This window comes from Synechocystis sp. LKSZ1 (assembly GCF_040436315.1).
GTDB lineage: Bacteria > Cyanobacteriota > Cyanobacteriia > Cyanobacteriales > Microcystaceae > Synechocystis.
In genome coordinates, this window is the sequence record NZ_AP031572.1 from 1,789,640 (window position 1) to 1,812,736 (window position 23,097).

The 23,097-nt window shown below is 53.8% G+C and carries 20 protein-coding genes; 14 read left to right on the forward strand and 6 right to left on the reverse strand.

Translation table 11 applies throughout. The annotated features are described in order from the left end of the window. Positions 1–17: 17 nt before the first annotated feature. The gene (locus ABXS88_RS08425) at positions 18–476 is read right to left on the reverse strand and encodes an NUDIX hydrolase (protein ID WP_353674728.1); all 459 of its coding nucleotides are present in this window, start codon (positions 474–476) and stop codon (positions 18–20) included. Positions 477–490: 14 nt separating this feature from the next. Beyond that, positions 491–2,059, reverse strand: a complete 1,569-nt coding sequence (locus tag ABXS88_RS08430; RefSeq protein WP_353674729.1) for a diguanylate cyclase — start codon at positions 2,057–2,059, stop codon at positions 491–493. A gap of 250 nt (positions 2,060–2,309) precedes the next feature. Here ABXS88_RS08430 and ABXS88_RS08435 point away from each other — a divergent pair, with 250 nt between their 5' ends. The 4 genes from ABXS88_RS08435 (at position 2,310) to ABXS88_RS08450 (ending at position 4,578) form a co-directional block, all read left to right on the forward strand. Continuing rightward, a complete protein-coding gene (locus tag ABXS88_RS08435) occupies positions 2,310–2,897 on the forward strand; it encodes a ParA family protein (protein WP_353674730.1) in 588 nt (195 codons plus the stop codon). Further along, the gene (locus tag ABXS88_RS08440; RefSeq protein ID WP_353674731.1) at positions 2,897–3,667 is read left to right on the forward strand and encodes a TIGR00297 family protein; all 771 of its coding nucleotides are present in this window, start codon (positions 2,897–2,899) and stop codon (positions 3,665–3,667) included. The genes ABXS88_RS08435 and ABXS88_RS08440 overlap by 1 nt, the downstream gene beginning before the upstream one ends. 97 nt (positions 3,668–3,764) lie before the next feature. Then, positions 3,765–4,298 (forward strand): type II secretion system protein GspG, encoded by a 534-nt coding sequence (locus tag ABXS88_RS08445; protein WP_353674732.1) that lies wholly within the window; start codon positions 3,765–3,767, stop codon positions 4,296–4,298. A 19-nt stretch (positions 4,299–4,317) separates the two neighbouring features. After that, on the forward strand, positions 4,318–4,578 hold the full coding sequence (locus tag ABXS88_RS08450) for a hypothetical protein (protein ID WP_353674733.1): 261 nt from the start codon (positions 4,318–4,320) through the stop codon (positions 4,576–4,578). Positions 4,579–4,589: 11 nt separating this feature from the next. Here ABXS88_RS08450 and ABXS88_RS08455 read toward each other — a convergent pair whose 3' ends face one another. Beyond that, positions 4,590–10,292 carry an Ig-like domain-containing protein gene (locus ABXS88_RS08455; RefSeq protein WP_353674734.1) on the reverse strand — a complete coding sequence of 1,901 codons (5,703 nt, stop codon included), beginning with the start codon at positions 10,290–10,292 and terminating at the stop codon, positions 4,590–4,592. A gap of 210 nt (positions 10,293–10,502) precedes the next feature. On the opposite strand from ABXS88_RS08455, the gene ABXS88_RS08460 reads away from it, so the two are divergent. Beyond that, a complete protein-coding gene (locus ABXS88_RS08460) occupies positions 10,503–12,491 on the forward strand; it encodes a DICT sensory domain-containing protein (RefSeq protein ID WP_353674735.1) in 1,989 nt (662 codons plus the stop codon). Between the two features lie 4 nt (positions 12,492–12,495). Here ABXS88_RS08460 and ABXS88_RS08465 read toward each other — a convergent pair whose 3' ends face one another. Then, a complete protein-coding gene (locus ABXS88_RS08465; protein WP_353674736.1) occupies positions 12,496–13,767 on the reverse strand; it encodes a TonB family protein in 1,272 nt (423 codons plus the stop codon). Positions 13,768–13,831: 64 nt separating this feature from the next. Between ABXS88_RS08465 and hisF the strand changes: the two genes are divergently transcribed. The 3 genes from hisF to hisC all read left to right on the forward strand — a co-directional run bounded on the left by hisF (position 13,832) and on the right by hisC (position 16,060). Further along, positions 13,832–14,602: an imidazole glycerol phosphate synthase subunit HisF gene (gene hisF / locus ABXS88_RS08470; RefSeq protein WP_353674737.1), complete on the forward strand. Its 771-nt coding sequence runs from the start codon at positions 13,832–13,834 to the stop codon at positions 14,600–14,602. A gap of 95 nt (positions 14,603–14,697) precedes the next feature. Beyond that, a complete protein-coding gene (locus tag ABXS88_RS08475; RefSeq protein ID WP_353674738.1) occupies positions 14,698–14,892 on the forward strand; it encodes a hypothetical protein in 195 nt (64 codons plus the stop codon). Positions 14,893–15,013: 121 nt separating this feature from the next. Then, a complete protein-coding gene (gene hisC, locus ABXS88_RS08480) occupies positions 15,014–16,060 on the forward strand; it encodes a histidinol-phosphate transaminase (protein WP_353674739.1) in 1,047 nt (348 codons plus the stop codon). On the opposite strand, the gene ABXS88_RS08485 is transcribed toward hisC, so the two are convergent. Together ABXS88_RS08485 and ABXS88_RS08490 are read right to left on the reverse strand one after the other, a co-directional pair. After that, positions 16,057–16,632: a glyoxalase-like domain protein gene (locus ABXS88_RS08485; protein ID WP_353674740.1), complete on the reverse strand. Its 576-nt coding sequence runs from the start codon at positions 16,630–16,632 to the stop codon at positions 16,057–16,059. The genes hisC and ABXS88_RS08485 overlap by 4 nt on opposite strands. A 376-nt stretch (positions 16,633–17,008) precedes the next feature. After that, positions 17,009–19,438 (reverse strand): phosphoketolase family protein, encoded by a 2,430-nt coding sequence (locus tag ABXS88_RS08490; RefSeq protein ID WP_353674741.1) that lies wholly within the window; start codon positions 19,436–19,438, stop codon positions 17,009–17,011. A gap of 169 nt (positions 19,439–19,607) precedes the next feature. Here ABXS88_RS08490 and ABXS88_RS08495 point away from each other — a divergent pair, with 169 nt between their 5' ends. The 6 genes from ABXS88_RS08495 (at position 19,608) to ABXS88_RS08520 (ending at position 22,914) form a co-directional block, all read left to right on the forward strand. Further along, on the forward strand, positions 19,608–20,003 hold the full coding sequence (locus tag ABXS88_RS08495; protein ID WP_353674742.1) for a hypothetical protein: 396 nt from the start codon (positions 19,608–19,610) through the stop codon (positions 20,001–20,003). 5 nt (positions 20,004–20,008) lie between these two features. Further along, entirely contained in the window at positions 20,009–20,524 is a 516-nt protein-coding gene (locus ABXS88_RS08500) for a ComEA family DNA-binding protein (RefSeq protein ID WP_353674743.1), read from the forward strand. 99 nt (positions 20,525–20,623) lie between these two features. Further along, the gene (locus ABXS88_RS08505) at positions 20,624–21,043 is read left to right on the forward strand and encodes an STAS domain-containing protein (RefSeq protein ID WP_353674744.1); all 420 of its coding nucleotides are present in this window, start codon (positions 20,624–20,626) and stop codon (positions 21,041–21,043) included. A 69-nt stretch (positions 21,044–21,112) separates the two neighbouring features. Further along, positions 21,113–21,538: a ribonuclease III domain-containing protein gene (locus tag ABXS88_RS08510; protein WP_353674745.1), complete on the forward strand. Its 426-nt coding sequence runs from the start codon at positions 21,113–21,115 to the stop codon at positions 21,536–21,538. 25 nt (positions 21,539–21,563) lie between these two features. After that, the gene (gene rlmB / locus ABXS88_RS08515; protein WP_353674746.1) at positions 21,564–22,505 is read left to right on the forward strand and encodes a 23S rRNA (guanosine(2251)-2'-O)-methyltransferase RlmB; all 942 of its coding nucleotides are present in this window, start codon (positions 21,564–21,566) and stop codon (positions 22,503–22,505) included. 130 nt (positions 22,506–22,635) lie between these two features. Next, the gene (locus ABXS88_RS08520; protein ID WP_353674747.1) at positions 22,636–22,914 is read left to right on the forward strand and encodes a DUF1816 domain-containing protein; all 279 of its coding nucleotides are present in this window, start codon (positions 22,636–22,638) and stop codon (positions 22,912–22,914) included. Positions 22,915–23,097: the final 183 nt, after the last annotated feature.

Sequence of the window (23,097 nt, forward strand, 5' to 3'; positions counted from 1 at the left end):
TGGTATTAGGAATTTGCTTAAGCAATAATAGTTTTACCAGCAAAGAAGTCTTGTAACTGACGGTCATGGTCGTGGGCTAAATTGCCTAGGGGCAACTGCTCTCGCGTAAAGGCCGCTACGTCTTGGATCTCCGCTGTGTCTCCAACGGTCATGGGCCCAGATGCTTTCACGGCTAGGAAAATACAAATGGAGTGAGTTCTGGGGTCACGCTCAGGAGCAGAATAAACCCCCACCAGGCCCTCGATCGCCACTAGATTTAGGCCGGTTTCTTCCTGAAGTTCTCGCTCCGCCGTTTTCTCAATGGTTTCTCCCCAATCGACCAGGCCACCGGGAAGCCCCCACTGGCCCGTATCACGGCGTTGCACCAGTACGAATCGACCATCCGGAAGAATTGGAATCAGACTCACGCCAGTGACGGGATGTCGTAGCAGGAGGCCCAAAACCGTTTTACCAATCTGCCAAAGACGAGTTAGCACAGCGCATTAACCTTCTAAAGTTGTGTACAGCCATCGGCCTGACAGGCCACCGAACAATTGCGGCCCCTTTTCTTGGCTTCGTAGAGGGCCTGGTCGGCCTGAGAGAGGAGGTCTGCCCAAGAGTCTTGAGGCTGGGGAATCTGGCTACTCATGCCAATACTCAGGGTGACTCGGCTACTCACCAAGGATTGGGGATGGGGAATATTTTGCTCAAACATGGCCTCATGGATTTTGTTGGCCACGGTCATGGCCCCGGCTAGGTCAGTATGGGGCAAAATTACCACAAATTCCTCCCCACCATAGCGTGCCAGAAAGTCTTCTGAGCGCTGAATCACGTTTTGAAGGGTGCGGGCGATGTCTTGCAAACAACGGTCTCCCTGGGGATGGCCGCAGTCATCGTTGTAGCGCTTGAAATAGTCAACATCGAGAAGAAGCAGAGAGAGGGGGGCCTGGAGCCGACTGAGACGCCGCCACTCTACCCCAATGCGCTCATCAAAGGAACGACGATTGGGAATTCCCGTTAAGCTATCCAAGTGGGCCTTCGATTCCAGCTCTCGATTTACAGCCAGTAATTGTTGTTTAGCCTCTGATAACTCTTGGGTTCTGGCTTCTACCAAAGATTCAAGGTTGCCGTAGAGGGCCAACAATTGGCCTTGGGCCTGGCGACGTTCCTGGAGAATCACCGACAGGGCCAAGGTGGTGATGGATAGGGTCAAAATATAGCTCTGCAGTAGAAAATAGGCCACATAGCTATGGATTAATAGGGCTGACGCTCGGGGAGCAATCCAAAAAAGAGCACCATCGCTTTTGCTGGTATAGAGGATAAACAGCACAGATATCAAGGCTGTTAGCCCGAGGGCACTGCGTTGACTGAGACGAAACACCGACCAAAGCACTGTTAAAAAGAGCAAATACTCGAGATGCAATTGGTAGATAAAAATCAGGCCCAGAATCAGGAAAACGATTGTGAGTAGTAGGGAACTTTCCCAGGGATGACGACGGGGAGGAGACGCATCACTCCGCCACAGAAAAATCATAGGTGAAAAAACAATGTGGGCCATGACGCTGGCAATCCACCAAAATAAAAAAGAATAGGTGAATTCGGCCCAGGTAATCACCTGAAAACTGGCTAACAGGCCAACGCCGATCAAGGCAGAGACCAAGGGAGAAACCAGAGCCGCCAGCAGAAAAACCCCCAGGGATTGACTCTCCGCAAACAGCAACGGATTTTTGGCCCATCGTCGTAGGATCCGAGTTGCTACCCAGGGTTGGAGACAATTCCCCAAGGCACAGCCCCCTTGAACCACAATCCAAGACCCGAAGGACTGGTGTAGATCTAGTTCCATTAAGGAGGGGATTAGACCCATGAAGGAGCCGATAACAATCCCCCCAAACACCTTCGGCCCCCAGCGATATACCAGGGGAAAGGATAGGGCCGACGGCAACCAAATAATGGCGACATTCCCTGGCAGAGTCGCTAGATGCAAACTAATTTGTACTGCAATGGCATAGGCAATAGCCAGACCGCCATTGATGAGGAACAGAGTCTCCCACGGGGGGAATCGTCCAGAATTGGGTGACATGGGCGTTATATTCTCTCGTTACCTTCGGGCAGAACGGTATGCTAGCAACCCATAATAAATGAATGTTTAAAAAGTATTGCTCTTGTCAATACCACGGAAATAACTTGGCTCTCCTCCAGAGTAATTCTCCCAAAAAAATGCCTAGATCCCCTAAAATCAGCGATAGCGAGAAAAACCAGTGCGCTTTTCCCGGCCTAGGCTGTTGGGGGCCTGATTAGCCCAGTTCTAGCCCTTTTTCCAGGAGGTTCCGATGATTATTGCAATCACTGCGCTCAAGGGCGGGGTCGGCAAAACCACCACTGCCATTCATCTGGCGGCCTATCTACAACAAAAGGCCCCGACGCTCCTGATTGATGCTGACCGCAATCGCTCGGCCCTGATTTGGTCTCGGGAGGAAAAGCTTCCTTTCTATGTGGCGTCCCAGGCTGGTGCCACCAGTTTAATCCGCAAATATCCCCACATCATTATCGACACTCGGGCCCGGCCAGAGGCAGAAGAATTCCGGGATCTCGCCGATGGCAGTGATCTTTTGATTGTCCCCACTACCCCCAATCACCTTGACCTGGATGCAACCTTTAAGGCGGTTGAACAGTTGTCCTCCTTAAAAGTGAATTATAAAATTCTGCTCACCAAGGTTGATGCCCGAACCAAGGGCGGCCAGCAGGCCCGGCAGTTACTCGAAGCTGAAAACCTACCGCTCTTTAAGACAGAAATTCCTCTCCTAGTGGCCTTTGAGCGAGCTTCCCACAAAGGAGTCATCATTCGTGATTATTCCGATCCCCGCTCGGCCCTGGCCTGGGGGCGCTACAAGGCCGTTGGCCAAGAAATTCTACCCTAATGCGTTCCCTCCCAATGTTCGACTTTATTCAAGACCTTAATCCGTGGTTGTTGGCCCTGGCCCTGAATAGTGTCCTGCTGGCTCTGGCCCTAGCCCTGCCGAAAAAATTATTGACCCCGGCAGGCTACGGCCATGCCTGGCTCCTGGGCGTGATCATTTGGGGCGGGCTAGGTTGGCGGGGCTATGTTCTGGTCATGGTCTATTTCCTAGTGGGTTCCGCGGTCACTAAAATTGGCCTCTCGCAAAAGACGGCCCTGGGTATTGCCGAAAAACGCTCCGGCCAGCGAGGGCCTGAAAATGTTTGGGGGTCTGCCTCCACGGCCGCCCTTTGTGCTTTGTTGATCCTAGTGGTGGCCCCGGTATGGCATCCCCTGCTCTGGTTGGGTTATACGGCTAGTTTTAGCACCAAATTAGCGGATACCTGTGCGAGTGAAGTGGGCAAGGCCTACGGCCAACGGACTTTCTTAATTACAACCTTTAAACCGGTTCCTCGGGGAACAGAAGGAGCTGTGAGCCTGGAGGGAACCTTGGCGGGGATTATCGGTAGTTTCATTATTGCGAGTTTGGCCTGTGGCCTGGGCGTGATTACGGTCTGGGGCTTCCTCTGGACGATACTTGCCGCCTTTATTGCCACTAATCTGGAAAGCGTCCTGGGGGCGACTCTGCAAAGCCGTTGGCCCTGGCTGACCAACGAAGTAGTAAATGGGATTAATACTCTGCTTGGGGCCGTGATTGCGGTGGCCCTGGCCTGGTATGGGGCAATAAGCTGAAAATCGGCCAAACTAAGGAGAACCCCTCCCCCCGGCCTGATCGATTTACCTATTCCGGGGGGCATGCTGGCTTCATTCAACTGCAATCCCCGTTGCTATGCTATCTCGCTCCTCCCTTCACTTATTAATTGCCCTTAGCTATCGGCCAAGTCGTCTAAGGCAGTCTGGGTCAGGGTTTACTCTGCTGGAAATCCTGATCGTTAGTGTCGGGCTCGGTATTCTAGCGGCCCTTGCTTTTCCCAGCTATATGGGAGCCGTTGATAAGGCCCACTACGCCGAGGCCAAAAGTCAAATGGGTTGTTTAGCCAGAGAATTACAAGGGTTTCGGCTAGAAAACGGTCATTTTCCCGATGACGTCAATCGCAACATTCGGCCAGTAGGAATTAATTGTTTTTACACTCAGGCTAGTGGCCAAGTCCCCTTCGATTCCCGCTATGACTACGATGTTAGTCCTGGGGCCAACTGCTATGTCCAGATTGTTTTTCTGGGTAAAAATAATGAGAAAGAGGCCCCCCATGCCGGTACGCGACGCTATCCTCAAGCCGGCCTCTACGATTACTCCGAGGTCAGTTCTGGTGCTGATGATTTAGTCTATAGTTTGGGGGTTAACCCCTTCGATCTGCCCTGTTAAGGTTATTGCGGAATTTCCTATGCCACGTTTCGACCCCTATAATCTCCGCCTTCAGATTAGTCGCATGTTTGAGCAAGGCCAGTCTGTCTTCTGTACCTTCAAAGTCCAGGACTGGCTACGGGAGCGCGGCCTAGACCCCAACGATTATGAGATTTTCTTTCATCCCCAAGCGGCTGTTCCACCGGCCCAAGGAAAAATGAGCGTCGAAATTGAGCTACGGCGCAAAGATGGCCAACCCGTTGACCCCGACCTCCAGGCCGACATTAATTACTTTGCCTAGGCTGGTTGAGCTTAGGGCCTGACCTCCAGTTGAGTCGTGGCTGTCCGGCCAAAGTTCTCTGGGGCATAGCGCAGAGAAACCTCGGCCCCGGGCCAATCAAAAGTCCCTGGTGTAACCGAGCGGACAAGGTAATGGAGATGGTACACCCCCGGCCCTAGTCGGTCGCCGTAGGCAGTGACTTGATCCCGATGGATCTGTTGGTAGGTAATCTGCCAGCTACTAGACGTGGCCTGTTGGTAGCGGGGGGCTGTCTGAAAACTCGCATCCACGGCTTCGAGGCCAGCGGGTAGGGGGTCTTGGATAAGCAGATGGTGAACGGGCCGGTCAGCAATGATTTCCAATTCCAGATCAAAGACTTGGCCGGGTTGGAGGGTAATAGGCTTAGCCTGGCCAAGGCCCTGTTGGGCCAGGATGTCTTTTTGATTGGCGGGCCGGAGGAAACGGGTGACCCGCAGGCCTTGGAAACGCCCCGGCGCTTGGCCCGACAGACGGTAACGGTAGGCGACTAGGTAGTAGAGAGTTCCCGGGCCGGTTTTTTGGAGTTTCAGGGTCGTGTCTCCAGAGGGGAGTTGCTGGGGAGAGAGGTTGATTTGCTGAGCCGTTGAGGTCGGCGAGAACTTCAGGCTATCTAGGGCCTTGCCGCCTAATTGGGCCGTTACCTTAAATGTCTGGGGCGGGCCACTGGCCTGGCCGTAGGCGACCAGCGCACGGAGAGCCTGGGCGGTATCATAATCCGTTGGCCAAAGGCCCTGGCGTCGCTGGGCCAGGAGACCCTGAACTAATTTGCCGAGGTCTTCTGGGCTAAATTGACGGGCCAGACCCAGTTGCAAGGCCTCGGCTTGAGCCGTGGTTTGGGAATGGAACCAGCGCCAGCTTTCGGGGAGATTCACCGCCAGCTCACGTCCGGTCTGATAAATCTGACTTTGCAGGGCCTGGTTCAGTTGTCGAGCTTCCCGTTGCCAACCGGGTAGTTGGGTCAGGAGACGGGCCAGGCGCAGTTGATCCACTAAATCCAACTGTTGGCGTTGTTCGTAGAGGCTACCCAGAAAATCGGAACGGGTTTCCCCCAGGGAGTTCAAGGCCTCTAGGGCCCCGAGACGCAATTGGTTTTTACAGAGAGCCGTAGAACAATAATCACCTTGACGAGGATTGGCCAAGAGATTGCTGAGGTACTGCCGCAGGGATTTCAGGAGCGAAGCCGGAATTGGAATATTGGCCTGCTGGGCCTGGGCTAGACTTTGGGCCGCGTAGGGCGTTAACCACGGATCGCTGGTATCGACACCGGGATAGGCCGCAAATCCCCCATCGGCCCGTTGCAGACTACTGATGGTTTGGATGGCGTTCTGGGCCTGAGTTGTCAGGGATATGGTTGTCGAGACGGTAAGGCCCTGTTCCCTGAGTTGTTGCAAACTGGCCACCAGGCTAAGACGGGTTGCACTGTCTTCAAGGAAGGGGAGCGGCTCGGTTTGGAGCCGTTGGTCGATGGGCAGGGCCAGGCCTGCCAGTAAATTATTGCTCAGCGTGATCTCTAGACCCCCAACTTCCGTCATGGCCTGGGGATTGATCTTGAGGGGAATGCTGACGCTCTGGCCACTGGCACCGCTGGTAATCACCTGTTCCGTCACGATTAAGGCCTCAATCGGGAGGGGCACTTCAAAGCCATCCTGGAGTGCGCCCAATTGACTGCGGAAGCTAACTTTGCCGTCCCCCACTTTTTCTGCCCGTAGGGGAAAACGATAGGCCTGGGTTCCCGACTGGGCATGAGTTGTCTGCTGGTTAGCTTCGGTAAATTTCAGCTTGTCATTCACAGTGCCCCGAATACTTAATTCACCGCTGGCATTATCGCTATTGGTGACAGCTACCCCGCCGGAAAATTGGTCGCCTCGACGGGCAAATTGAGGTAACAGAGGATTGGTGACTAGGGCCTTGCGACTGATGAAGGAATTTTCCGCCTGGCCAAAATGTAGCTTGCCGTCATTGGCCACGGCCAGTACCCGCCAAGTGGTTAAATCATCGGGTAGGGTAAAGCTGACCCGAGCCTGGCCCTGGGCGTTAGTCAGTACGGCACTTTCAAAGAAAGCCAGGGGTTGGAATTGGCGGCGGATGGCATCCCCCAGAGCCGAGGAATTACCGCCCCCGTAGCCCCAGCCCTTGGCCAGGGGAGAAGCTGCTTGGGCCAGGACAACATCGGCCCGGTTATCCCCCAGGCGCGTTGCAATTGGTTGATCGGCATAGGCCTGCTTCACCAGGTCGGGGGGACGATAGCCCGTCAGTTGCAGGATGGCTTCATTCACCACCATTACGGTGACCTGGCTCTGGACGGGTTGGCCCTGGGCATTGTTGAGTTGCAGATTAACCGTCTGGGTTTGGCCCGGTTGAACCTCGGTCTTGTCGTTACTCAGTTTTAGCTGGAGATACTGATCCTTTAGGTCAATATTGAAGGGTTGGAAGCCGATTTTGACCAATTTTTGTCGTTTTTCCGTCGCCAGTTCCTGAATTGGCTGGCCCCGGCGAACAAGGACGGCCTGCACCGCCGCATTAGGTAGTATCTCCGCCGTGATCGGGAACTGAATTTTGGGCCCATTACCCTGAACCCTTTCCCAGCGCTCGTACAAGGGCCGGTCTCGCACCACAGCAAAATAGAGATCCGCCTCGGCGTAGGGGGATTCGATCAGCACTGTTGCCGTCTCTCCGACCTGATAGGTTTCCTTATCCAGGGTCAAGCTCAGGCGTTGGTCATCGTAGCGGTCGGCCCAGGTAATTTCTCCGGCTCCTGCAACCCAGATCTGTTGCTCCGTTGCTGTCGCGGTGTTATTGCTATCTTCAAGGGTGGCCTGGAGTCGATAACTGCCGCCCTGGGGAACGTTGAAAGTAAGCGTCTGGGGCTGTTCTCCACTGCGGAGAGTTTCCGTCGCCACCTTGATATATTCCACCTGGGGCCGGTCGGTGGGACTGCCTTCCTGAAGTTGAGTCACGGAATTGTAGTCCATGCGTTGGAGTTCTAGACGCACCTTTTGCCCTGGAATCGCTTTGCCATCCGGATCTGTAACAATCACGGCCACAGGAAAGGCCTGGCCGGCCGTCGCCACAAAATCATGCTTTAGGCCAATCAGTTTAGGACTGGGCAGGGCCAGGAAAGTTGTCGTTTGGGCCACCGCGAGATTCGAGACATCCTTCACCTGGGCCTCGACTCGGTAGGTCATGGCAAAGGGCAGATCATCGCTAATTTTGAAGCTTTGTTGGTCTTGGCCCTGGTCATTGAGACTGGCTTCGGCCTGATACACATCGCTATCCACACTGGGAGGTTCTTCGGGCCAGAACCATTGGCGACCAAAGTAAAAACCGGGCCAACCGGGAGGAATAAACTCTGTTTTTTCGCGGGTCACGTAGTAACGAACCTGGCCAGCCTGGACGGGAGCCCCAAAGAGGTAACGGCTCTTGGCCTGAATCTCGATGGTTTGACCGGGCTGGGCCGGGGCTGGTGGCGTTGAGAGGCTGACTTCAAAGGTGGGGGGACGAAACTGAGCCACCCGGAATTCCCCCGTGATACTCACCCCGTTCTTGGCCTTGGCGGTAACGCTATGAAATCCCAGTTCCTGGTTTTTGCTCAATTCCACCGGCAAACTAAAGGTGCCAAAGTCATTGGTGGTGACGGTTCCCAGGGCCTGAACTTTACCGCTGGGGGCCGTCAGAGTCACATCGTAGAGAACGCCCTGATCCTGCTCTAGACGGCCCTCCTGGAGATAGACTGCATTGCCTGTGAGTTGGACGGTTTCCCCTGGTTGGTAGAGTTGCCGGTCAGAGAAAATAACACCACGACTCTGGGGTTGGGCGTCGGGCCAATCACCATTTAAGCCGTACTCATAACTGCCGCTGTACTCGTAAGTACGGGTAAAGGCCCAATCGTCACCGTCGTAGGCAATGGCCAATAATTCCGGGGCCTTGCCCGTGGTGACACAGGCCTGCCAATTTTCTCCCTGAAAACGAGCTGTGCCATCGGCCCCAGTTATAGCCACCGCACAGGGCCGGACGGGCCGCCGCTCCTTCGCCGTTAATTGGGAGCGGTAGAGTTCGACGCGGGAGTCCACCACGGGTTTCCCCGTATCTAAATGATTGACCTGTACCCGGCCCTGGTCAGGAAACCATTGAGCTAGCAGACCCAGATTGGTTAGCTGAACCAGACCATAAAATTCTGGCTCTCGGTACTGCGTCTTGCCGTCACTGTCGTAGGTGTTGGCCCTGGCCCGGATACCGTAGGCCAACAGTCCCGTGGCTGAGCCTAATCGCTCTGGTAGGGAGACCGTCACCTCCTGGGTTTGGTTAAGGGCCTTGGTTAAGGGATAGCGTTTCCAATCGGTCGCCGGGGCCAGTAAATCCTTAGGTTCGCCGTTGGGAAAAGCCGAATCCACAAAAACCAGATCCGTCGGTGCGACGCGACGAAAATCGGCCTGGTACTCCTCCTCCGGTAAGTTAACGGCGCTGAGGTGCAGGCGGAGATCTAATCCGGCCGGAAAAATGCTCAGGCCGGTTGGGGCCCAGAGATCCGGTGCGATGTCCCCCGTGCGATATTCCAGGGTTTGGCCCGCCTCCAGCACTTGGCCAAATTGGTCTTTGATGCCAGGTTTAATCTCAATCTGGTAGTTAGTATTCGGTTCCAGGGCCCAGGGGTTAATACTCACTACCGAATCCCCGTCGTAGGCCCGGAAGACCTTCACCTCTGCCTTGGGAGCCGGACTTAGGCTCAGGGCCTGGGCCACCGAGTCCGCCACTAGGGGATTATTAAACTTGAGTTGGGGACTGCCATTGACAAAACGGCCGTAGGCCCCGCCGGCATCGGGTTGGCCATAGGCTTCGACCCCTTCTAACTGGAGCGGCCCGTAGGTTCGGATTTGACTCTGATAGGTAAGGTTGGAGGGAAGATTCCCCTGGGCCGGCAAGACCCCTTCCGCAATTTTAAACTGGTAGGTCTGGCCTTTAGCCAGGTCGTACTTAGGCTGGAGTTCGTAGCGCCAGGCCCGGTTGCTGGCATCATATTCAGCTTCGGGGTCAAGAACTTCGTCGTTCTCCAACAAACGAATATCAAGGGCAACGGTTTGGTCTTCTCCACTGGGGCTGAGGCTAAGGTGTTGCTGCAGAGAAGGCAGGTCTAATTCGACGTTGGAGCGAAAGCTAAGTTTGGGATGGAGGATCATCGGTTCCGGTGGGTTCTCATCCCCTTCGATCACTCCCGGTAGTTCACTAATTTCAATATTGCCAGTGCTAAAAGTCCAGGCTAAATCACTTTCTAAACGATGACGCTTGAGATCCTGGAGTCCTGCCTTGAGGGTCACTTGAAAACGACTGGCCTTGGGCAGGGCCTGTTCAGGTTGAAAACCCACCATCGTCGGGGTCAGGAAGCGAAATTGACCGGGAATAGCCGGTTTCAGTTCAAATTTTTGGAGCAGGCCCTGTTGTTGAGCGCTTTCCAAGGCCTCTAGGGGAATCAGGGGTTCTTTGAATCGGATCAAGATTTGGGCCAGGGGTTGAACCTCACCGACGGGACTCACCTGTTCAATCCAGGCGGGTAATTGGGGGGCCGGCAGAGGTTCCACAAAGGGCCAGGTGTTGCTGAGGGCCGGCAAATTGAGGCCCTGACAGGCATGGAGACTGGTGAGCAGGCCTAGAAAAAAGAAGAGCCCTAACCAGTACCGACGCCACCTGCGACGAGTTCCCATAACCGTACTTCCCCAACACTTCCTTTCTGTCTTAGCTCAGGATGCCCAAGGAACGAGCCCTTTGCCCACAATTCTTAATTCTTGGGGATGAACACCCCCCGACCGCCTAAAATAAACTGATGGTGGGCTAACCCGACCGCCAGACCGTCAAAGCCATGCCCGGGCCCCTGAATTGTCTTGCCTCCTAGGAATTCCCCCAGTACAGGATCCATGCGCAACTCCACGTCTGTTCTGACAGAGCTGTTGCCGGTCTTCCCCGAGTGGCGACCGCAAATGTATTTCAAGTCTTCCCTCACGGCCCTTTCCCATGCAATGGAAGACCAGGTACTGGCAGACCAAACGCCGCCCCTGATTATTGCCAGCTTTCAGCGAGAGCGCTTTTATCGCCAGGAGGCCCACCGCTACCGACGCATTGCCGAGCGAACTTCCCAGGTCTATGTCCTCTCGGCCCCAGAAACCGACTTTAAACATAGCTCCGATATCTACGAAACCATTGCCTTTGATCCCGAGGATGCCCTGGCCAAGGAATGGCATCTAGTGGTCATTGGTCAGCATTACGCCAGTTGCCTCATCTGTCGGGAGCGCTTAACCCCGACCAATATTGACAACAATCGCCGCTTTGAGGGCATTTGGACTTTTGACCGTCGCGTTAGTCAGGTGGCGGCAGAACTGCTCCTCAAACGCATTCTAGGCTACCGGCCCGAACTAGCTACTAAGATACAACAAGCACAACAAATCTATTTAGAGCCAGCCCAACCTCGGTTGGTAGAGTCTCCCTTTGCTAATCCCGACCCCTTTGTGCAACGGCTGGTCACCTACCTCCAGGCCGGTCAGTATAAGTTGATCAAAGCCAACCGTTCTCTCCTGCTCAAGGAACAAAAGGAACGTTTGCTCAATTCCGTGACCACCGCCATTCGTCGTTCCCTCAACCCGGAGGAAATTCTCCAGGTGGCCGTCGAAAAACTAGGCGAAGGCCTAGGGGTCTGTCGGGCCGTGATCTATCGCTGTGCGGAAACCGATGCTGCCGCCGTCATTAGCCACGAATTCCTCAGCCAGAATATTTCTTCCCTCAAGGGCCAAGCCTGGCCCCTGCAAACCAATCCCCTTTTCCAGAAAGTGGTGGAATTGCGGGACTCCCTGGCCATCGATAATGCCCTGGAGGACGCTAGTCTAATTAACCAAGCCCAATCGATCCAATCCCTGGCCCGGAGTTGCTCGATCCTATCCTGGATGCTGGTGCCGATCTTTTACCGAGACCGCCTGTTGGGGATGATGGAACTGCATCACTGCGGCCCGGCGCCGACGACTTGGCACCAGGATGATGTGGCCCTGGTGGAGGCCATTGCCACTCAAGTGGGGGTGGCCCTGATCCAAGCCGAGGCCTATGCCAATCTCCAGGAACTCAACGAACAATTGGAGGCCCTGGATCGTACCCGCTCTAACCTGGTGGCCATTACCGGTCATGAGTTGCGAACCCCCCTTTCCACCATTCAAGTCTGTCTCGAAAGTCTGGCCACCGAGCCGGATATGCCCGCTGAACTGCGCCAGGTGATGCTCAATACGGCCTTGGCCGATGCGGAGCGGATGCGAAAATTAGTACAAGATTTTTTAACCCTGTCCCAACTCGAAAGTGGGCGCATTGAGTGGAATACGGAGCCCATTTCCCTGACGGAATGTGTTGAATTGTCCCTGAGCCATATCCGGGCCCATAATCGCAACCAGGCCCTGCCCAAAATTCTCAACCGGGTCACTGACGATCTCCCCCTCGTTCAAGCAGATGGGGAATGGCTGGTGGAACTGCTGGCCAAACTGTTAGATAACGCTATTAAATTTACCGGTTCCGAGGGCCAGATCACCCTAGCAGTTAGTAAACACAATGCCTGTCTCCTAGAGGTAACAGTCGCCGATACGGGGCGGGGCATTGAACCCAATCGCCTGGAGACGGTGTTTGACCGCTTCTACCAAGAAGAAGGGGCCCTGCGACGGAGCACAGGGGGAACTGGCCTAGGCCTAGCCATTTGTCGCCAAATCGTGACGGGCTGGGGGGGAGAAATTTGGGCCGAATCCGCTGGCAAAAACCAAGGCAGTCAATTCCATTTCACCCTGCCGATTGTTCCCGCTCCCGTCAAGGAAACATCGCCAAAGCCATCACCGTTAAAAACGCCAAACCGTTCTCCCCGTCGCAAAAAATTAGCTTAAGCCTCTAGTAGTACAAAAGTTTGAAGCGCTGGTCAACCGGTAGGAACTCACGGGAATAACAGGCTGGAAAAGGGACAAAATTTTGTTCCACGCTACGGACATGGGCCAGGGCCGCTTGGTCGAGGGGTTCGTAGCCACTGGACTCCACCACCTGTAGATTTTGGACTTTTCCTTCACGGGTGATGGCGTAGGTTACAAGCACTTGCCAGACGCCTCGGTGGGGGGGCTTGGGTGGACTCCAGGTATTGCCGAGGGTCGCCTTGAGGTTGGCGAGGTAGGTATTGACCTGATTTTGGCAAGCGATAGTAACGACGGGTTGGTGGGTGGGAGTCGTTGGTGGTGGGGTTGGGGTTGGCCCTGGTGGGGAAGTTGGCCCCGGTGGCGGTGGGGTGGGCCCCGGTGGCAGCGAGGACGGAGGCTGAGGAAAACCCTCGGGGGAGCAGTCGTAGCCCGGCAATAGGCTTCGACACAGATTTTGCATTTCGCTAGGAGGGCCGAGGGGAATCTGAAAACCCTGGAAGAGTTGGCTATTGAGGAGGGCCGCTATTTCCGCTGGAGTCATGGACATCACCGGCCCCAATTGATTATTAATAACGCTAACCTTTTCCCCTGCTTTGACCCGGAGGGGCTGACCAGGATTATTGGGAAGGTTGACTGTGACTACACCGGACAATACCTTGACGGTTCCCCCCTCTGCCGTTGTCCCTTGGGCCTGGGTGGGCGGGGTTAGGCCCTGGCCGGAGGAGAGTTGATTTTCCAGGGCCGCTAAACGGGATTGCAAGCCCTGGAGTTGGGCCTCTAGACCCATAGCCGCTGGGGCCTCATTTTTTTGCAGAACGTAGAGCGTCCCCAGCACCGATACTGTTAGATTAGCCACACAGCCGTTAACTGGCCCACTAATCAATAGTTCTCCGTTAACGACATCCACGCACTGACCGACGGTGACGCGGGTTTGCCGTCCAAGACGGCCCTGGGCTCCATTATTAAAGGCCAAACCGGCCCGGGACTCCTGGGTGAGAACAATTTGACCGAAGTTGGCCTGATCCTTGACCTTCGCCGGTACATTCTGGATATAGACCTGGTTACCGTCAATGATTTCTTGGATCGTGGCCTGGGTAATCTGGGTCTGGCTTGGTAACGCCGTCAATAACCATCCCAGCAAGGCCCCCCCAGCGGTGAGGTATGGGCTTTTTCTCCCGCCCGTGGCCCTGCGGAATTGACTTAAGGGTTGACTGGGCGAGGCCGGTTTGCGTTTTTTCCATCCTGGGTACTGCATAGTTTTGCCCCCCACAGTAATCCACTAGAATATTGACTGCATCCTGATCTTCTGAAAACGTCCTATGCTAGCCAAACGAATTCTTCCCTGCCTCGATGTTAACGCTGGACGGGTCGTCAAAGGTGTTAATTTTGTTGACCTTAAGGATGCTGGCGACCCCGTGGAATTGGCCCGCCGCTATAACCAAGCCGGAGCGGATGAGTTGGTGTTTCTCGATATCACTGCGACCCATGAGCAACGGGACACGATCCTAGATGTGGTGTATCGGACAGCCGAAGAAGTCTTTATTCCCTTAACGGTGGGAGGCGGCATCCAAAGCTTAGAACAAATTAAAGCTTTGTTAAGGGCCGGGGCAGACAAGGTCAGTATTAATTCCTCAGCGGTGCGAAATCCTAGCTTGATTAATGCGGCCAGTGACCGCTTCGGTTCCCAGTGCATTGTAGTGGCTATTGATGCCCGACGACGCTTAGATCCCCACAATCCGGGTTGGGATGTCTATGTCCGGGGGGGGCGAGAAAATACGGGACGGGATGCCCTGGCCTGGGCCGAGGAAGTGGCTCAACGAGGGGCCGGAGAATTGCTGGTGACCAGTATGGATGCTGATGGAACCCAGGCCGGTTATGATTTGCCCTTAACGGCTGCCATTGCCGAACGGGTGGAAATTCCGGTGATTGCTTCGGGGGGTGCGGGCAACTGTCAGCATATCTACGAGGCCCTGACGACGGGAAAAGCCGAGGCGGCCCTGCTAGCATCCTTACTGCACTACGGTCAACTTACCATCGACGAAGTCAAGACCTATCTCCAGGGTCAGCAAATCCCGGTACGCATCGTCTAGGGGAAGTCCTGGAGAAAAGCTTAAGTTTCTCGTGATTGACCTTGCCATCTGCATAGGGTGCATTAAAATAAAAATAAGTTAACAATTTTTAATATATGTTGGTGCCCATTCTTATTTTTGATGTGGCTCTGGTGGCTTGGTCGCTACATTTGATGCAACAAGCAGTAGTCGAGCAAGAGTTTTCGTTAATGCTAGCCGGAACCCTCGTGGCCCTGGCTGCTGCTGCCATGCTCGTCGTCTATTTCTTAATGGGCCACTGTCTTTCCTACCTGTCCCAACTTCCCTACTAGGAAGCAACGAATTCCGCCCCTCCAACGTAAACTGTCCTGGCCGGAGACCATCCCAGCTTGAGTGGAGGCAGGTTGAAAAAGCGGTCTATGATGGATCACATTTGGCCTAATCTAAAATTCCATGCTACCGATTCGTGATTGTGTCCGCCAAACGGCAGGCTATGTTCCTGGTGAACAACCCCAGACCAGTGATTACATCAAGCTCAACACCAACGAAAATCCCTACCCCCCTCCCGCTGCTGTTTTTGAAGGGTTAACCGCAGAACTCGACAAGGTTCGCCTCTACCCCGACCCCCGCTCTACCCAGCTACGTCAGGCGGCAGCTCAGGTTTTTGGTGTCACACCCGAGCAAATTTTGGCGGGAAATGGGTCAGATGACATCCTCAACATTGCCCTCCGCACTTTTGTTAGTCCCGGAGAAACCGTTGCTTTTTTGGACTTGACCTATTCGCTCTACCAAACCCTGGCGGCGGTACACGGGGCCACCATCGAGAAATTTCCCCTCAATGACCAGTTTCAGATGGCAGGGCCCCTCCTCTGTCCCCAGGCCAAATTAATTTTTCTGGCCTCTCCCAACGCCCCCATTGGTCAGCACCTACACCGGCAATTTTTGCTGGAAACCTGTCGCCAGGCCCAGGGAATTGTCCTGATCGATGAAGCCTACATTGATTTTTCCGACGAAGACCATTGGGACTTTTTGACCCAGTTCGACAATGTGGTGATTTCTCGTACCCTTTCCAAAAGCTATAGTTTAGCGGGGATGCGGGTGGGCTTTGGCATCAGTTCCCCGGCCATCATTACGGAAATGGATAAAGTCCGCGATTCCTACAACCTCGATCGTCTCGCCCAGACCCTGGGCCATCAGGCCTTGGCGGCCACAGCGAAATTTAAACCCCTCTGGCAGAAAATTCGCGCCACTCGTCAACGTCTAAGCCAGGCCCTAGAGAAGCTAGATTTTCAAGTTCTTCCCTCTGATGCTAATTTTGTGCTGGCTTCCCCGGCCTGGATTGGTGCAGAACAGCTCTACCAAGAACTCAAACAACGGAAAATCCTCGTCCGCTATTTCCATCAGCCCCGTATCCAGAATTATGTGCGGATTTCTATTGGCACGGATGCCGAAATTGATCAACTCCTGGCAGCGGTTACTGCCCTGCGAGGCCAGCCCTAGTTTTTGACTTCTGTTAGCTCGATTACCCGTTCATCGTAGTCCTTAACCAAAAAGTTGAGGGGTTTATTGCGGCGGACTTTGTAGCGGAGACGGCGGGCCTGAACCTTGAGCAAAATTTGTTCTAAGCAATCGTGGTCAAAGCAGACATGACGTTGCTGATTTTTATTGCCGAGGCTGGCCCCGCCGATGATATGGAGTTGAGTATTCTTTTTAAGCTGATACCACAGGCCTTCGTTTTGACTAAAACGGGTGGTAGGGGATAGTTGGGGATTGGAGGCCATATAGAAGGAGTCCATGCCTGCCGTACCCAGGGTCTGCTCGTAGTTGTAGTAGTAATGCAGAGGGACATCGGCCACGTTGAGATTCAGCAAATTCTCATAGAACTGACGGGCCACTTCGAGATCGGAAACCATGATGGTGTGAACCTTAGGCGCACTGGTCAGAAACATCCACATGGCTAGGGCATAGGCCGCCAGCAGCATGACCATAATGCCTTGGGTCGAAAATAGGCTGTCGATGGGCACAAAGGCCCCCAAAACCAGGGGAAAATTTAGAGAGACACAGAGCATCATTTCAATTGTTCAGTTTTGGGTGAACGACCTAACGCTAACCATTAGTACAGCGTGGGCTTCCCAATTGATTGGTAACTGCCGCCAGAATTCCGTAATTCTTTTGGTCTTATATTGCTTCCAAGGGCAGGGGTTCTTCCCAAGCCCCACAATTTTTTTCTTGGGCCACGAACCGTTTCGCTTGGTTTGTGCTTAGGGCATGGGTGGGCAAGACAAAGATATCCTAGCAGAAATTATTCATTTCCTCATCCCCCTTGTACCCTTGATGGCTTTGCTTATCAATTCGTGCAGAGGAAAATCGCCCTAATGCTGACAGAACCGTGGGTCAACGTCAGGGCAAAGCGGTAAATCCTGTTTAGGGAGGGTCAAGTCTGGCCATCTAGAAGGGCCAGCGCCAATTCATGACTTCAGGTTTATCAATGCCATGCTCGTAGGCATAGTTAGTACAGTCAATTTGGGCATCTTTTAGTTGCTCCTTGATATGGGCGCCAGCCACCCGCAGTTGGGGCAGACGGTCGATCACATCAATGGCAATGCTAAAGCGGTCGATCTGGTTTTGAATGGCCAGATCCATGGGCGTATTGATATTGCCCTTTTCCTTATATCCCCGGACATGCAGATTTTTGTGATTGGTACGGCGGTAGGTCAGCCGATGAATCAGCCAGGGATAGGCATGAAAATTGAAAATAATTGGCTTATCTACGGTGAATAGGGAATCGAAGTCCCGGTCACTCAGGCCATGGGGATGCTCTGATTCTGACTGCAACTTCATCAGGTCAATCACGTTGACAAAACGAATTTTGAGGTCAGGGAAATATTCTCGTAGCATAGCCGTGGCGGCCAGGGCCTCCTTGGTGGGAATATCTCCGGCACTGGCAATGACCACATCGGGTTCAACGCCCGCATCATTACTGGCCCATTCCCAAATATCAACACCTTTGGTGCAATTGCGGATTGCCGCTGTCATGTCCTGGTATTGCAGGTGCAGTTGCTTATCACAGACGATGATGTTGATGTAGTTTTTGCTCTGGAGGCAATGGTCGGCGACAGAGAGCAGGGAATTGACATCAGGGGGCAAGTAAATCCGCACGACATCAGGGCTTTTATTAAGGATGACATCTAGAAAACCGGGGTCTTGGTGAGTAAAGCCATTGTGATCCTGCCGCCACACCGTCGAGGTCATCAGGATGTTGAGGGAAGAAATATCCGCCCGCCAGTTCAGATGACGACAAATATCCAGCCATTTGGCGTGCTGGTTGACCATGGAGGTAATCACATGGGCAAAGGATTCGTAGGTGGCAAAAAAGCCGTGGCGGCCCGTCAGCAGGTAGGCCTCGAGCCAACCTTCCAGGGTATGTTCACTTAGCATTTCCATCACCCGACCGTCGGGGGAGAGTTCGCCGCCGTCGTGGTCTTCTTCAAAATACTCTGCTATCCAGAATTTCTTGCTGACTTCGTAAACCGCATGAAGTTTATTAGAACTATTTTCGTCTGGGCCAAAGACGCGGAAATTGGTCATGTTATCCCGCATCACATCCCGTAGAAAAATGCCCAGGGGCGTGGTGTTGGGGGCCTCGATGATACCGGGTTTTTCTACTTCAATGCCGTACCGGCGAAAATCCGGCATTTTCAGGCCGCGCCGCAGGAGTCCGCCGTTGGCGTAGGGGGTAGAACCCAGGCGTTTATCCCCGCTGGGGGCCATGGCCTTGATTTCTGGTTTCAGGGTGCCGTTTTCATCAAACAGTTCCTCTGGTTTGTAGCTCCGCATCCAATGCTCTAGCTGATGGCGATGTTCGGGGTTTTCGTGCATCCCACCCATGGGAACCTGGTGGGCCCGCCAGAAGCCTTCCACTTTGTGATTATCAACGTAATCAGGGCCAGTCCAGCCCTTGGGAGTCCGCATCACGATCATCGGCCAACGGGGGCGAGTCGCCACACCCGTGCTCCGTGCTTCGGCCTGAATTTGGTGAATTTCCGAAATGCAATGGTCTAGCGTCGCAGCCATGGCTTGGTGCATGGATTCTGGCTCGGAACCTTCGACAAAGTAGGGAGTATATCCATAGCCTTCAAAGAGGGCCTTTAATTCCTCGTGGCTGATGCGAGACAGAATGGTGGGGTTGTTAATCTTATAGCCGTTGAGGTGCAAGACCGGCAAAACGGCCCCATCCCGGATGGGATTGATGAATTTGTTGGAATGCCAGGAGGTAGCCAGGGGACCCGTTTCCGATTCTCCATCTCCGGCCAGGCCCACAACAATCAAATTAGGATTATCAAAGGCCGCGCCGTAGGCGTGGGAGAGACAATAGCCCAATTCTCCGCCTTCGTGGATCGAGCCGGGGGTTTCCGGGGTGCAATGACTACCAATACCGCCAGGAAAAGAAAACTGTTTGAAAAAGCGTTGCATGCCATCGGCATCTTCACTACATTCCGCAAAGAAACGGGAATAACTGCCCTCTAGGTAGCAAGGGCCGAGAAAACCAGGAGCCCCATGGCCCGGCCCCACCATGTAGAGCATATCCTGGTCAAATTTTTTGATAACGCGGTTGAGGTGGGTATAGAGAAAACTGATGCCAGGACTGGAACCCCAGTGCCCCAGGAGACGGTGCTTGATATGTTCTGGTTGGAGCGGTTCGCGTAGAAGGGGATTGTCGCGGAGATAGATCATGCCCGCGGCCAGGTAATTAGCGGCCCGCCAAAAGGCATGGAGATTTTTAAGTTCTTCTGGACTGAGGGGATTGCCGTTGACGGTGGCTCTAGCCGGGCCAAAAGCACTCAGGCTTGGGGTGGAGAGAGAAATTGAGGCAACCATACGAGGAGACTCCGATTGGGCGAAGGGGTCTCCTTAAGAATATAAGCAGGAAGTGATTAGAGGCCTTAAGCAATGGTTAACCTCTGGGGTAAACCCCTTGGCCAAGCCGCTCTGGCCCTGTCACAATGGCCTAGGAACTGCTCTACCCTAACCCCTTTTTCACCCTGCCATGGCCTTTTTTCAGCAATTGATGGCTCGACCCAAAAATCGTAAGCTGGCCATTGCCATTGCTTTGGGGTCTACCCTCCTGCCGGTTCCCATCGCCGGTATCCACAAGTTTTATCTTGGCCAGCCTCTCTGGGGGGCCATCTATTTTCTACTCTGGTACACGCCAATTCCCCGTATTGCCTGCGCCATTGATGCGGTCTGGTACTTGGTTCAGGGAGATAGCGAATTTGAGCGTCAATTTAATGCCCATCTACCAGGAGCCAATACGTCTGCCGGCACCTCGGTAGAAAGTCTGGCCCAGGCCCTGCGGGAATTAGAACAACTGCGGACGGAAGGCCTGGTGTCCGAGTACGAGTTTGAACAAAAGCGGCGACAATTGGTGGATCGTCTTGCCTAGGGGCCATGTTTAATCTCTCCCGTCAGGCCCTCAAGCGTCGTTTGACCAGTGACCCGCTGTATCGCTTTCAGTCCTTAGCGGAAGTGGCCCTGGCAGCAGAGTTGGGGGTGCGGATTGAAGCCAATCAGGCCACGGTGGACGACTGGTTACGCTTACCTGGATTATCCATCCACCAGGCCCGTAATTTAGTCGCCTTGGTCGATGCCGGGATGCAATTTCTCTGTCTAGAGGATGTGGCGGCGGCCCTCAGTCTGCCCCTCCCGCGGCTCCGTCCCCTGGCCCCGATTCTTGCCTTTACCTACCATGACCCCGACAGTTCCCTGGCTCCCGCCCTTTGCAATGTTAACGTTGCTACCCTAGAACAATTGCGCGCTATCCCCTTTATTGATCAAACTCTAGCGGAATTAATGATCAGTAACCGACAACAATACGGACAATTTCGTCATCTGGCGGATTTACAGCAACGCCTTGGGCTAGAAACAACCTTGACTTCTCAACTAATGTACTATCTTCGCTTTTAGGGGGCTGAAAGCAGAGCGAAATATTTTCTTTTCCTTGGCCCTTGTAAAATATAAAAGTACGTAAAATAGCAAACTTGCAGGCGAACAAAGTAAGCTACAATGTTTTCCTGCTCTGTCCTAGGAAGAAAACTAAAGGAGGCTATTATTGCTGAGCCACTAAGCTTGACCGTGAGTTTGCGCGGCACTCGCGAGGTCAAGGATACCCACCAAACCTTTCGCTTAACGGGCCTGCTAGACGCGTTTTCCGAGCCCACGTTTCGTAAAGTTGTCAGTGACCATATCACTGATGGCCCCAGCCATATTGTGCTTGATTTATCCAAAATTGATTTTCTTGATAGCTCTGGCCTAGGGGCCTTAGTTCAATTGGCCAAACAAGCTAAAAACCAACAGGGAAGCCTGCAAATTGTCACCAATTCTCGGGTAACCCAAACTGTCAAACTGGTGAGATTAGAAAAATTTCTCCCCTTACACAACACCCTCGACGAAGCCATTGCGGCGGTAACGGCGGGTGAATCCTAGATTGATGGGAGCATCTGTTCCTGACCAAGCCACGACGCTCAGCGTTTTGATAATCGGCCAATACCAACGATGTTCCCTAGTAACCAGGCCTGGAGCCGTCTTTACTCCAATCCAGCGGCAATTTCCTTTGGGCGATTGTCTCCCGCCGCTCTAGCCTATCTCGGTGATGCCGTTTTTGAACTGTACGTCCGGGCTTCCTTGTTGTTGCCGCCCCGACGGATTGCGGACTATCATCAGCAAGTGGTCTCCCAGGTACGAGCCGAAAGTCAAGCCTTATTTCTAAAGTCCCTCGCAGCAGAACTCACAGACCAAGAACAGGATATTGTCCGTCGGGGACGAAATGCGGCGGGCTCTGGCCCCCGTCGCTTGGCCCCTGAACTTTATCAGCAGGCCACAGGTCTCGAAACCTTACTGGGCTACCTCTATCTCCACAATCCAGAACGTCTGGAGGCCCTGCTGGCCCGTCTCCCCCTGCCCCCACTCTCTTCTTCCTAGTCCTTACGCTTCCTCGATCATCACCATGGATAACGCTTCCCAGGGCCCTAAGCCCCGCCGTAAACCCACCCGCCCCGTCGGCAAAGGCCCCAGAGCAAGCAGTGCTCGTTCCCTGCAACCGATTAAAAAGTATCGGGGAGAGCCTAAAAAATTACCAGCGCCTCTAGCTCATCAATCGTTGCCTTCCCTGGATGAAACCGCGACGGCTGAGGAGGACAACGATTTGATCTACGGTCGCCACGCAGTTCTAGCGGCCCTAGAAGCAGAACGGCAATTAAACCGGATTTGGGTCGTCTCCAATCTGATGTACGATGCTCGCTACCGCATCCAGTTAATGGCGGCCAAGGCCCGAGGCACGGTGATCGATGAAGTGAATAACCTCCGCCTTAACCAACTAACCCACGGCGCGAGTCATCAGGGAATTGTCGCCCAGGTGGCCCCCTACCACTACCAAGACTTTGATGAATTAATTGCCCAGGCCAAGGCCCAGTGTGCCGACCCTGTATTGGTGATTATTGATAGCATTACCGATCCCCACAACTTGGGGGCCATTATCCGCACCGCAGAGGCCTTTGGCGCTCAGGGCCTGATCCTGCCCCAGCGTCGTACCGTCGGAGTCACCTCAACCGTGATGAAAGTGGCGGCCGGGGCCCTGGAGCATTTTGCCATTGCACGGGTGGTTAACCTCAGTCGGGCCCTCGAAGATTTAAAAAAAGCGGGCTTTTGGATCTATGGCACCGCGGCGGGCCAGGGCCAATCCATCGAGCAGACCGACCTGCGCGGCCCAGTCGGTTTGGTGATCGGGTCTGAGGGAGAAGGGCTGAGTCTGTTAACCCAGCGTCACTGTGACCACCTCCTCTCGATTCCCCTGGCCGGCAAAACCCCCAGCCTCAATGCCTCGGTGGCTGCTGCCATTAGCCTCTACGAAATCTTCCGCCAGCGCGGATTTCAGAAATTGCATCTGTGAACTGTATCGCGTAAGACTACTTTCAGCCAGAATTCAGGCCTATAACTAAGTCAGAGTTTGCTAAATATTAAGAAATATTTCAAACTCAGGGTTAAAATAACACCGGCAATCGTAAATCTAGGCTAAATCCATGAAAGAGCTTGTCTTGCAATTCCTGAATTTGTTGGGCCTGGCCCACTGGGTAGAAATCGTCACCACAACTCCCCGTTGTACCTACTACTTCGGCCCCTTCCTCAGTCGTGAAGAAGCTGAAACAGCTCAGCGGGGCTACCTAGAAGACCTCCAAGGAGAAGAAGCCCAGGGCATCGCGATCACGATTAAGCGCTGTAAACCACAGAATTTGACTATTTTTGAACAGTCCCGAGAAGAACGCCTACAATTCCAGCGTTTGATGCCCATTGGTAGTTAGTCGCCAAGTTTTATCTGGTTGACAGGGCCATCCTGGGGCCAAGTTGTCTCAAGGGGACTGAGATGGCTTGACCTAACCCAAGTCTTTTGTGGGTTTTGAGAAGGGCAGTTAGGAAAGCTAGAAGGCTCCAACCTCTCTAGCAAAGCTTTTACAATGGTTAACGGTATTTATTCTTCGTTAACG

Bases quoted from the DNA above. Each gene is read 5' to 3' on its own strand.
- ABXS88_RS08430 (WP_353674729.1), bottom strand. From the start codon at position 2,059: ATGTCACCCAATTCTGGACGATTCCCCCCGTGGGAGACTCTGTTCCTC.
- ABXS88_RS08435 (WP_353674730.1), top strand. From the start codon at position 2,310: ATGATTATTGCAATCACTGCGCTCAAGGGCGGGGTCGGCAAAACCACC.
- ABXS88_RS08440 (WP_353674731.1), top strand. From the start codon at position 2,897: ATGCGTTCCCTCCCAATGTTCGACTTTATTCAAGACCTTAATCCGTGG.
- ABXS88_RS08445 (WP_353674732.1), top strand. From the start codon at position 3,765: ATGCTATCTCGCTCCTCCCTTCACTTATTAATTGCCCTTAGCTATCGG.
- ABXS88_RS08450 (WP_353674733.1), top strand. From the start codon at position 4,318: ATGCCACGTTTCGACCCCTATAATCTCCGCCTTCAGATTAGTCGCATG.
- ABXS88_RS08455 (WP_353674734.1), bottom strand. From the start codon at position 10,292: ATGGGAACTCGTCGCAGGTGGCGTCGGTACTGGTTAGGGCTCTTCTTT.
- ABXS88_RS08460 (WP_353674735.1), top strand. From the start codon at position 10,503: ATGCGCAACTCCACGTCTGTTCTGACAGAGCTGTTGCCGGTCTTCCCC.
- ABXS88_RS08465 (WP_353674736.1), bottom strand. From the start codon at position 13,767: ATGCAGTACCCAGGATGGAAAAAACGCAAACCGGCCTCGCCCAGTCAA.
- hisF (WP_353674737.1), top strand. From the start codon at position 13,832: ATGCTAGCCAAACGAATTCTTCCCTGCCTCGATGTTAACGCTGGACGG.
- ABXS88_RS08475 (WP_353674738.1), top strand. From the start codon at position 14,698: ATGTTGGTGCCCATTCTTATTTTTGATGTGGCTCTGGTGGCTTGGTCG.
- hisC (WP_353674739.1), top strand. From the start codon at position 15,014: ATGCTACCGATTCGTGATTGTGTCCGCCAAACGGCAGGCTATGTTCCT.
- ABXS88_RS08485 (WP_353674740.1), bottom strand. From the start codon at position 16,632: ATGATGCTCTGTGTCTCTCTAAATTTTCCCCTGGTTTTGGGGGCCTTT.
- ABXS88_RS08490 (WP_353674741.1), bottom strand. From the start codon at position 19,438: ATGGTTGCCTCAATTTCTCTCTCCACCCCAAGCCTGAGTGCTTTTGGC.
- ABXS88_RS08495 (WP_353674742.1), top strand. From the start codon at position 19,608: ATGGCCTTTTTTCAGCAATTGATGGCTCGACCCAAAAATCGTAAGCTG.
- ABXS88_RS08500 (WP_353674743.1), top strand. From the start codon at position 20,009: ATGTTTAATCTCTCCCGTCAGGCCCTCAAGCGTCGTTTGACCAGTGAC.
- ABXS88_RS08505 (WP_353674744.1), top strand. From the start codon at position 20,624: ATGTTTTCCTGCTCTGTCCTAGGAAGAAAACTAAAGGAGGCTATTATT.
- ABXS88_RS08510 (WP_353674745.1), top strand. From the start codon at position 21,113: ATGTTCCCTAGTAACCAGGCCTGGAGCCGTCTTTACTCCAATCCAGCG.
- rlmB (WP_353674746.1), top strand. From the start codon at position 21,564: ATGGATAACGCTTCCCAGGGCCCTAAGCCCCGCCGTAAACCCACCCGC.
- ABXS88_RS08520 (WP_353674747.1), top strand. From the start codon at position 22,636: ATGAAAGAGCTTGTCTTGCAATTCCTGAATTTGTTGGGCCTGGCCCAC.